Raw genomic sequence first — 12,356 nt, forward strand, 5'->3', positions numbered from 1 at the left:
ATGTCTTTATAGCGTACACCGGATTTCTAGCTTCATAATCAAGCCGGCGTTAATGGAAATACGACTGCATGTGTGACAAAGAATGTAAGCGTTTTAAAATATAAATCGCAAAGGAGTGTATCGGTGATGAAAACCAAACGAAGACTCTTATCCATGATTCTTGCATTATGTTATTTGGTCGTAACACTAACGCCTACACCATATGTTGCTGCAGCGGAGGTAACAGGTACCCCGAAGGGAAATCTTGCACATAACGCCAACGTAACGGGGTCCAAGTATGATTCAAGCGGCCAGAGCTCTGGTAATTGGTGGGGAGGTGCCCCCTTTTCACTCAAAAACATAACAAGCGGCACATTGAATACAGATTTATGGGTTGCACCGGGCGCAAATGGTACTCCCGGAACTCCCGGTAATACTGCCTCCAGTTATCTTCTCATCGATTTAGGAACAGAAAAGATGATGAATGTTGTTAAAATTTGGAATTATTTTCGCAATCACCCTGCATCAGGATTAAGAACGTATCATAACCAGATTGTTCAGCTTTCGACAGACGGCAGCAACTGGGTTAACGTATTCAATCAGGATGTCAACAATGTCGCTCATCAGGACCCAAAGGACTCGAACAAGACATTTGCAAACGGCACTCTTGTAAACGAGAGCATCACGGGTGTTTCGGCCGGAAATGACGCCGAATATCAGGAGGATACAACTGCTGGAGGTCATCAGATTGAATTTGAACCGACAACTGCACGTTACATCAGATGGTGGGTTGGAGGTATGACCGGCGAACTCTCCAACAATAACATTCCGCAGATGGTGCAGTTACAGGCGTACTACATGAACACCATCACCTATGATTATAATGACGGAATCAACCCTTCAACTACTGTAAAAGCGATCAACGATACTGTATTAACAAAGCCGAGCGACCCTGTTTCCCAAACATTGGGTCAAGTTTTTGACAAGTGGACAGTGGATGTTGTCGGCGGAACAGCTTGGGATTTCCTACAGCCGGTAACAGGTGACATGAAGCTTGTGGCTAATTGGAAAGCCGTTTCAGTATATACCGTTAAATTTTCTTCCGGCGAGAATGCGGAACCAATAACTGTAGAGGTCACGGAAGGAGATAGGGTGACCCCTCCTGAAGGTCTGATAAGAGATGGTATGGTTTTGGTGGGATGGGAGCTAAATGGTGTACCTTTTGATTTTTCCACTCCGATTACAAGTGAAATCATTCTGACAGCGATATGGGTACCTGTGCCAAGTGCAGATGCTTCTGTAATTCCAGCAGGTTTGTTGAATATTGTGCTAAACAGCGCTGGTCAGATTACGAACCTTATCAACACTCTTGATGGTACCGACTATGCTACAACTAGTCCAGACGGCAAGACGTCTTATCTGATGTCCCTAATTGTGAACTATGCTCCGCATTATCCAACTGCGGTACATTATACAAAAGGGAGCGGGAAATTAACCTTTGATTTTGCTTCTATAAAGGGCAAGGCAACCGTAAATGTTGAGGAAAAAGGCGGCTATACCACCTTTACACTGACAGATTTGAAATTACCGTCGGAATTGTCGGCGCAGGCAGTATTATGGGGTCCCATCAAGGTTGACATAAAATCAGGTGGTCAGGTTGCAGGTGTTGCTTACAACGACAATTTCGGACTCGGAATTCATAGCTTGAACAATAAGACCATCGGCGGTTGGCCGGTTGAGTATAACAATTTAAGCTACCCATCGGATCTTCCGAACGTTAACGGATACCCGCATCCTCTTAATACAAGAGGTTTTAATAATATCGCAGCTGCTTTCAACACATGGGGCAGTGCGTTGCAGGCATACACCTGGGATTATACGAAGCCAACCAAGCGTAAGGTTCAGGAATGGAATGCCGCTTCACCTACGCGCACCATTCCCGCGCTTACTGGTGATTACGCGGGCGATGCGAGCATAATAGGCTCTTCTATTGCCTTGTATGGGACAAGAACTCCCAATATTTTAAACGTTTTATCCAACATAGAGGTAAATGAAGGCTTGCCGCACCCAACGATTAACGGTGAGTGGCAAAAGACCTCTCTAGAAACAGCACAGGATTTCCTAGTATTTACCGATAATATGTACAATAATATTGACAATGACTCCAAGATGGCCCTCGATTCAGGTATTAATTACATCTACGGGCAATACGGCGCGTCAGGTCCATGGATTACAGACGGTGGATACCAGTTTAACGGCAACTTCGGCGGTTCCGATGCGGCGGCAAAACAAATGGTAGACATCGCGGCAAGCTACGGCATTAAGGTGGGCGTTCATACTTTATCGAACGAGATTTCCCCTGGCGATCGGACATACATGAATCCCCTTGCTAATGCCGGGCTTGCAAGTGCGGGCATTGCGAATCTGACAAGAGCGATGTCAGATACCGACACTACCGTATATATCGATAACGGTAAGGAATTCTCACCTGATTTTGTCGGCGCAGCAGGCTCAAACAGCGTTCTTATCGACAATGAAATAATTGCTTTTAGCGGCTCTACTAAAGTGAGCGACAACGAATGGCAATTGACAGGTGTTGTGCGCGGTTATCGTGGAACTACGGTAAGCGCTCATGATGAAGGAACTTCTGCTAAGCTGCTTTTCTTCTATTATGACAGATATATCGCGGATATAGAATTGAATAAGCAGATGACTGGCCGTATGGCAGATATATTTAATAACTTAGGTGTCCATGCAATGTCCTATGATGCACTTGAGGCAACCAAAATGACCACTTACGGTGCTCTTAATTTCGGCGCATTTCCTATCTCCGTTTATAATGGAATAAATGCAGCCAATAAAGACGGATTTATTACTGAAGCAAGTGATATGGGCTCAAATTTATGGAATGTGACATCAAGAATTAGCTGGGGAGAATCCGATACACCGATTAATCTCATTAATAATTATTTGGAGTTCTACGGTCAGAATTTTTTCCCGAAAATGATTGGCTGGACATACACCCACGGAGGTCATGGAGCTTCCGACGAGCCTAACCTGCTTATGAACCTTGCTATGAAAGCGGGTTGGGATGCTGGAACCGGTTGGTATGTTACTGCAAACACATTTAAACAAAGACCTTACATGGCAAAGGAAATCAAGCTTTGGAACAATGCGATAAAACATGGGGCGTTTGTTGTAGGTGGTGAATTCACTTCTGAAGTGCAGGCTGATATGAGAAAAGCTTGGTCTAACGGGAAGGCGTGGAAGCTGACTGAGGTTGTACCGGATCAGCAATGGACCTTGCAACAGGTTACCAAAGACAATAATTTCACACCTATCGGAAACGCAATAACCTTGAATGCAACAAACGATATTAATGTTGTGCAATCTGCAAACGGTGATATTGCTACAAGCACAAGTCTTAACTATTCAAGGGCGCACAGCGGCGACACTGTGACTATTTACCCTCAGGCCTATTCAGGCTTTCAGCTTGACGAAGCTACTTTGACGGTTACAGGAGCGGGCAACATCGTATATCCGATCACGGCAAAGGGTGACGGTACTTACACATTCCAAATGCCGTCGCTGGATGTTACGATTACGGCACAATTTAACAAAGAAATAAAGAACGGAAATCCAAACCTAACTGCTACGGGAGACGCTAGCGTTATTGCTGGCCAATCTTTTGATGTGACTTACGCTTTGAGTAGTGTCACCGAGAGCGTGTATGCGCTGGATCAAACAATCCATTATGACCCAACCCAACTAGAAATCCTTTCTGTGGATGCTCTGAAAAGTGGATTCTCGGTCATCGGACAAAAAGAGGGACTAGGTCAAGTACGAATTCTTATGGCAAGCACTGAGGCGGGAAGCGCGATAACGGACACGACAAATGTTTTGAAGCTGCACTTCAAGGCCAAAGCAGTCGGACAAAATGTAACGAGCTCCGTTTACTTGAGTGACGTAGCTGTCGCGGGTGCAAACGGGAACGAAATAACTGTCAACAATGGTGAAGCATACACGATTCAAATTATTGCCGTGGATAAATCGGTACTACAAGCACTGATTACAAGCGTGCAAGCATCGCATGATGCAGCGGTAGAAGGAACTGGAATTGGCATGTACCCAGTGGGTAAGAAAGCGATCTTGCAAGCGGCGATTGATAACGCTAAAACATTAGCGGGTCAAGGCGGGGCTACTCAGGAGCAAGTAGATCAAGCGATCGAACAATTAGAGGAAGCGTTAAAAGCATTTGTAGCTTCTGTGAATGTACCAGCAGCTGGCGACTTGAATAGAGATGGTAAATTCAGCATTAGTGATCTCGCGCTAATCGCAGCTAGTTATGGAACGACTTCTACTGATTCGGTCTGGAATCCGCAAGCAGATATGAATAATGACGGTAAAATAGACATTGTTGATCTTGCTGCTATTGCTAGATTGATATTAGGTTAACTCCAAATTGGGGGAAGGTGTAATGCCTTCCCCTTTTTATCGTGCGTGTGCATCGTACCGAAAAACCGCAGGACAACATAATCTGCGGTATGGAAGGCGTTCCGCTTTGTTCAAGTTTTGCTAGTTTTATCAACATATTGGTTGAATTCAGAGAAAAGTTAATAAATAGTAGTCGAATTGTGTTACTTTTTGAAGAAATATAATCTTTTTATTATTTTCAAAACGAATGGATCTAGTTAAATTGATAGTAATTAGTATAAATCGATAAGGGAGTAGAGTAGGATTTGAAAAAAATTACTGCAGCATTAATCGGAGCTGGACAAAGAGGGGCAGGGGCTTACGCACCTTATGCCTTACAACACCCAGAGGACATTCAATTCGTTGCCGTTGCGGATAGCGATCCTGAGCGAAGGGAACGATTCCAGCAAGCCCATAATGTTCTGTACGAGAATTGTTATTCCAGCTGGGAGGATCTGCTTGCAGGACCGAGGCTGGCCGATGCTATTCTCATTTGTACACAGGATAAAATGCATTTTGAGCCTGCGCTTAAAGCATTGGAGAAAGGGTACCATGTGCTTATGGAAAAGCCGATGTCACCCGATCCACGAGAATGTTTCATTATGGGGGAATATGCCGAGAAATATAATCGGGTGTTTTCGGTTTGTCATGTACTGAGATATACGGACTTTTTTTCGACGATCAAACAGATTATTACGGATGGGAAAATTGGAAAACTCGTTTCGATTCAACATACGGAAAACGTAGAACATCGTCACCAAGCACATAGCTTTGTAAGAGGAAACTGGAGGGATTCAGAAGTTTCGAGTCCAATGATTCTAGCCAAAAGCTGTCATGACATGGACATATTACAATGGCTTGTTGATGCAGATTGTACTAAAGTTTCATCCTTTGGCTCATTAACTCATTTCCGTAAAGAAAGTGCGCCGGAAGGCGCGCCTAAGTACTGCTTGGACGGATGCCCCGTACAGGACAGCTGCCCTTATTATGCACCTAAAATGTATATTGAACGAGATGATTGGGTGGGTGAAGTGCTTCGTACTGTTGTTAGCAACGACACAAGTGACGAGGGTGTGCTTCGAGCACTGAAGGATGGGCCTTATGGAAGATGCGTGTATCATTGCGATAACAACGTGGTCGATCATCAGGTAGTGAACATGGAATTTGCAAATGAAGTAACGGTTGCGTTCACCATGAGCGCCTTTACGTATGAAGGCGGGCGCTCGGTGAAGCTAATGGGCACTCATGGTCAGATCAGAGGCGATATGGAGAAGAATGTCATTGAAGTGACGAGCTTCGTTACTAGGGAAACAGAGACCATCAATCTGGAAACGGATTTGGCGGGTCATGGCGGCGGCGACACAGGTATAATGAGAGATTTCGTACGTCTTGTTCGAAGTGATGGGAAGGAAGAAGGGCTTACAGGTGCAGATGCCTCTGTAAAGAGTCATCTGATTGCTTTTGCCGCAGAAAAATCGCGTTTGGAAAGCCGAGTTATTTTGATGTCTGATTATATCAATGAATTAAAGAATAGTGAACTGCACCCCGTCAAGTAGACAGTACAAATAATAAAAATAATTAGGCGGCCTTGGTCCTGTATTCCACTGGACTGAGGCCGTTTTGTTTTGCTTATAATCGTTCGTTGTTGTAAAAAGACGTCACTCTAAGTTGAGAGTGATTAATTGGAGAAATGCATATTTTTTGAAGAATCCCAAAAAGTCAATTATGAGAGGAAGTCATACATTTTTGTGTATTCATAATCTCATAGTTCCACTAATTTAGAATTGAGATCTACTGTAGTTGGTAAGTTTCATTATTAGCAAAAAGAAAAAGGAGGGCACATACGAAAAATTTCGTTACCGTAGATCACGGCGAGTAGACAGATGTGAAAAACGCCAGGAAATGACAAAAGAGGAGGAATAGCATTGTTGATAAAAAAAATCAAAAAAACGACTTCCCTTGCATTGGCCACTGCAGTAATCTTTACATCATTTTCGTTTGGCTTTCTGGGCACGAACGTATACGCGCAGCAAACGGCGGGGAAAGCTCCGTTTATAAACTCGTGGCTGGTCTCCGGTCCTTTCGATTCGCCCGTAGCGGATCAAATCTATGCATGCGAAACGGGGGAAATCGTAAATTTAGCGCCGCAAGCATCGGAAATTACGGCATCCGCAGCTCTTGCAACGAATCCTGCCTCCAATTTGGTTGACGGAAGCACAAAAAATCAGTGGGTCACAGAAAACGATTCTAATCCGTGGGTCAATTTGAAGTGGAGCAAACCGATTACAATCAACGAAGTTAAACTAACGCAATGGGGTGACTCGCGTCACGTCAACAATTGGTATCATCTTACTTTCACTCTTGAAGACGGTAGCAAAATAGAATCCGGAAAGATTGACAGCACGTCTTCCAGTTCGTCGGAACCGACCGTATATGCGATGCAGACTGCGTTAAAGAATGTAGTCGAATTAAAGGTTGAAGTCGACAAAGGACGTACGCCTTATCCTTCGATAACTGGTATTTCGGAAATAGAGATCTATAACAAGCCTAAGAATGAATCCGGTACGGGAAATTCTGTAATCGCTCCCAAAGTTGGAGATTCGTTAGGCTCAGCAAGTGAAAATAATAAATGGGAATATTTCGATGATCGCATTTATAACCGCAACTACGATGATTATCAAGATTTATACGGTTACTTTACGGTCAAAAAAGGTGTCGATACGAGAAACAAATATGTGTACGCCCACTCCTATGTTTATAGTCCGACTGAACAACAAGCCTATTTTAATGTAGGCGCCAGCGGTTCGTATCGGCTCTATGTAAACGATGCATGCGTCACCACGCCGACCACCCCGGTGGAAGTGCAGAAGGATTTGACAAAACAAGCGATCCAATTGAAACAGGGTTGGAATAAACTGATGATTCAAATCAAACATACCTATACAGAAGATGTGAATGCGAGCAATGTTCCAGTTGGGAAAGATCAGCACGTGGCCTATCTCGGGTTTTATGGCCGAGTCGCGGATCAAAACGGAAATAAAATAAGCGGACTAATCCAATCGGTCGAAGGCGAAGCTGAATCTTTAAAAATTGTCACGCAAGGCCTTTCAACCGAGGATGAGTTGGAAGCCGCACTTCCAACTCATAATATGCCGATTGGTTACAAGGAATGGCCTTATGTATGGAATAAATCGACTTCCGCTAAGCAGCACGGCGTCGCGGCATCGGCATTTCAATTTATGGCGAGCGGTGGGAAACCAGGTTATACGTGGACGATCGTAGCCGGCAAACTGCCTGACGGCTTGGAATTAAATGCAGATGGAACCATTGCAGATGGATTAGTGAATGGAAATGTCGATTTAACTAGCAGTAAGGGTATCATCGATATTAACACTAAACCAGGTGATTATAACTTTACTGTACAAGTAAAGGATCTTGAAGGGAATAAAGTTAGTAAGGATATGACCATTACAGTAAAGGAACGCCCCAATAAATGGTTTGAAGAGGGCAGGGTTGGCGCGTTAAGTCATACGATTGTCACTTACGGCTATTTTGTCGACTCCAATTACTCCGTTGATTTATGGGCAGAGAGAGCCAGACGTCAGGGACATTCACTCGTCTCGGTTGAAGCGTTGCAACAAAATTATTATTGGCCGTCCAAATTTGCGGACCCGCAGCATGACCGGCATAAATATTACCCAAAAGATGCAAATGGTAAAGTAGTAGATGGATTAAAACAGTTTGAAGAAGCCGTAAAACGTAATGACATGAAATTCGGCATCTATTACGCAACCGAAGGCGGAGGCTTACAACATTTTTCTACGGATGTGTTTATGCAGAACGTGGAGGACCTCATTTTGCGGTATGATCCAGCTTACCTTTATTTTGATGGTCCGCAGGCAATGCGCAGTGCTAATTATGACGTGATGTACAGTAATATACGCAATTACAGCGATGAAATTATCGTTAACTCCAATGCATGGGGCGAAGAGTTCGGCGACCCGGACTTAAGAACCGCCGAAGCAAGTCATATTTATGCGAATACGGGAGCAAATCATCTTGTAAAACGTACCACAATGGAACCATGGAAGTCTGTTCACACCAAGAACAACTATACGCCTTACTATGAAAAACGCGATGATTACCGTCAGGTCGCGAAAGAAATGATCATGAACACCGGCAGGGGCTATGTGGATAACAACGACCAAATGCCGCTTATGAGCCGCGGAACAAACTGGGATTCTCCAGAAGACGTTGCCACAAGATATCCAAAATCCATTCAGGAGTTTATCGATGTTCGCGAAGGGCTTGCAAGCTGGTTCGCGCCTGAGGGCAAGCCGGAAAGACACGAATCAACGACAGGTACAATGCCCTATTTCCTTAGCGGCTACGGTTACGAAGACGATGGAAAAGGAAACTATGATAAGTTTGCACATCCCAATAGTACAACAGGCCCGCAATGGGGATATGCAACCTCTAGAGATAACAATATCTATCTTCATATTATGAAAGATCCTGACAGTAAAAAAGGATTCGATGAGATAGCCGGAAGATCCATGACCATTGGTCCGATCAAAGATAACGTAACATCGGTAACTTGGTTAAACGAGAATAGTCCGATCCAGTCGTATACACAAAATGGGGACAGCCTAACAATCGATCTTGCCAACGTTTCGGAGGATCCGGTCGATACGATCATTAAGATTGTAACGGACAATTCCGCTCGCAAATATACGCTTACGAATGTCAAAGCGACGGGCGAGCAGTTATCACCTTCGTCACTGCAAATTAACGCGGAAGGATATATGACCTTCTCAGCGCTGAAAGCCAAGCTTTCCGGTTTAACTTACGATAGCGGGAATGCTGACATAGCGGCAGTCGATAATAACGGAATCGTAACTGCAGTATCGAACGGAACGACGAGCATCACTGTAAGCGGCACTTATGAGGGAGTGACGAAACAGGATACATTGAAGGTAACTGCAAGTGACGGCAAAATTCATGTCGGCGAAAGCATGATCGGGGCAACTTTGCATGTCAATGGCAAGGAGGCATACGGTGAATTCAACACATTAGACACACTCCGCTATCAGATTGAGGGCAGGTCAGCGAAAGGCGGAGCCATCGGATTGGATGCGACGCAAATTGTGTGGCACGGCGGCATCGTAGATTTGCAGGCGGGGGACAAAAATAAGCCAGTTGCCATCAAAGAAGTTAGTACCTTTACTTTCAATAAAAATGTAATGATCACGCCGTATGTCGATCAACTGACGAGAGGCGTTGTGTGGGCAGATGTCACGTTAGACGGGAAGACGTTTACGACCAATAAAGTTTTCATGGATGTGCGTCCTTACACCAATCTTTCGAAGTCTGCCGAGATTACAGCGAGCCATAATCAAGCAGAGGTAGAACATTTAGTGAATGGCACAGCTATCGACGGCATTCATTTTGATCAAGCAAAATGGTCCGTTGCGGCAGAAGAAAAGGCATGGATTCAATTTAAGCTGCCAACCAAGTCCGAAATTGCAAACATCAATATCAACTTTAATTCGTTAAATCAAAAATATATCAATACGCCGAAATCGATTAAAATTCAAACGAGCGAGGATGGTACGGCTTGGAACGATGTCAGCACTGTTACTGGTCCGACGGGGAATGCATATTTTGGATTCTATAATCAATATCCAGTAAACACTTCGGCGCAATATGTCAAAATCGTATTTGAGGGCGGCTCGAACGGATCGACGATGGATTTGCTAGAAGTAGCTGTGAACGGAATCGATAAGTCTAATTTGTTCGATAGCTTCGAATACGAGTTCAAATCAGTAGACGCGAAGACAGGTAAATTTGACATTAAAGCTTATACTGGCGCGGGCGAGCAAATCAATGAAAATATCGAGGTTGTGGTGACAAGCGAAAATCAGGATGTCATTGCGGTAGATCATTCCAACCTGATAACGGCTGTTTCCGAAGGCATGGCCAAACTGAAGATTAAGGTAATGATTGGCGGACGCTCATTGGAGAAACTGGCATATTTATTCGTTGATAAGTCAGGACATCTGTATATGGATTCTTATTTGGACAAAGTCAGCGTTACGCTGAATAAGACGACAATTAAGGCTAACGAACCGATCATTGCTGCTATTGAAGGTTTATTAGACACGGGAGAAAAAGGTGATTTATCAAGAGCTGTAGTCGAATATCTGTTTAGTGATTCGAGATTGGAAGTTGTTCCAGGTAGCAATACGATTGTGGTGAAAGGAGCTGTTAACAAAACGTTCCAATCGACCGTGAAAGCAAGAGTAACGCTGGATGGAGTGACTGTGGAGTCAAATCAGCAAACCATTACTGCTTTAGGCGGAAATATAGCCGACATCGCCAGTGTATCTGTATCTTCCGTAAGAGACAGAAACGGCGTCCCTAATGGAAATGATCAGGACGATCGCTATTTGGGAATCAAGGCGATTGACGGTAATAAAGGTACTACATGGGCAGCGAAAGTTGCAGATAAAAACCCATGGATAAAACTTCAATTCTCTGGTCCTATGGAAATTAGCCATATTAATCTGGTTGATAGAGGACACGATGTTAACCAAATTGTTGAAGGACTCCTTGAGTGGGAGGGCGGAAGCCAAAAGGTAACGGGTATTAAATGGCAAGATCAACCGGATAACATCGTGACATTCGATACTCCGATAAAGACAAGCTGGATAAAGTTTACCATCGATCCGGAAAATAAATACACCAATCCAAGCGGTGCAGAATGCGGACTGGCAGAGTTTGAAGTATTCGCGGCAAGAGGAGCGTTCGAGAAGAAAATCGTGGATTATAAATCGGTTGCCGTAGATACGAACCAAGGCGTAATCCCCGTACTTCCCGCACAGGTTGAAGCCGTCTACAACGACGGAACGACAGGACTCGCGGATGTCGTGTGGGCCCCAATTACGGCAGAAATGGTAGCCCATGCTGGTGTGCTTACCGTTAAAGGAACGGTAGAAGGATCATCGGCGGAACCCAAAGCTACCGTCAGAGTGGCCGAGGTTCAACAATTGTTTACGCTCAGCCTAAACCAAACATCCATCAGCCTGACCGTTGGCGAAACGCATCAAACGGTCGTCAGCGCGACATACAGCGAATCGGGCGCGGTGAAGGATGTCACTTCGCTAGCCGAATTCAAGGCAGAGGACTTGAAAATTGCTTCTGTAGATAACAATGGATTGGTGACTGGTGTAGGGGAAGGCAGCACGACAGTGAGCGCAACTTATGGCGGAAAAACGGTGACGGCGCAGGTTCATGTGACWAAGCGYGGCGAGCWGCAAACRGCCGTGAAGTTTTCCGGTCCGTCTACGGTCCTGAAAGGYGAGCCGTTCTCCGTGAAATATGGACTGAAGGATGTAAAAACTCCGRTATTGGGCCAGGATGTATTGCTCCAGTATGACTCCAGTCTCTATGAATTCAAAGATGCGGTTGCCATCCTTGAGGGAGTTAGTGTCTATGTACAGGAGATGCCTACTCCTGGACAAATACGCTTGCTTGTCGCTAGTCTTGGAATGGACAATGCGATCAAGGGTGATWCAGAAATAGTAGAGCTGAAATTTATGGCTAAGCAAGTCTCGCARAACGCAAACGGGTCGATAACAGTTGCAAGCGCCGCTTTAGGCGACGCGCAAGGAAACGAAAGTCAAGCGATTCCGGCGTCCATACGAGTCGAAGTGAAGGCGTCTCCGGTTATGCCGGGCGACTCGAACAACGACAACAAGTACTCGATCGCCGATCTTGCCATCGCGGCGGCTCATTATGGCATGAAAGATGAGCATCCAGATTGGAACAAGTTCAAGTCGGCGGACTTCGATGGCAATGGCGTTATCGATATTGTCGACCTTGCGGCGATTGCTAGAAAGATT

The 12,356-nt window shown here is 44.8% G+C and carries 3 protein-coding genes; all 3 read left to right on the forward strand.

Annotation, left to right across the window (positions count from 1 at the left end):
- Positions 1-126 precede the first annotated feature (126 nt).
- Positions 127-4,434 (forward strand): InlB B-repeat-containing protein, encoded by a 4,308-nt coding sequence (locus tag AC787_RS01235; RefSeq protein ID WP_054023126.1) that lies wholly within the window; start codon positions 127-129, stop codon positions 4,432-4,434.
- Positions 4,435-4,718: 284 nt separating this feature from the next.
- The gene (locus AC787_RS01240) at positions 4,719-6,008 is read left to right on the forward strand and encodes a Gfo/Idh/MocA family protein (RefSeq protein ID WP_054023127.1); all 1,290 of its coding nucleotides are present in this window, start codon (positions 4,719-4,721) and stop codon (positions 6,006-6,008) included.
- 369 nt (positions 6,009-6,377) lie between these two features.
- Positions 6,378-12,356 (forward strand): discoidin domain-containing protein (locus AC787_RS34000; RefSeq protein ID WP_054023128.1); only part of this gene is annotated, 5,979 nt, incomplete at its 3' end.

It is taken from the genome of Bacillus sp. FJAT-28004 (assembly GCF_001280845.1).
Taxonomy (GTDB): Bacteria; Bacillota; Bacilli; order Paenibacillales; family Paenibacillaceae; genus Pristimantibacillus.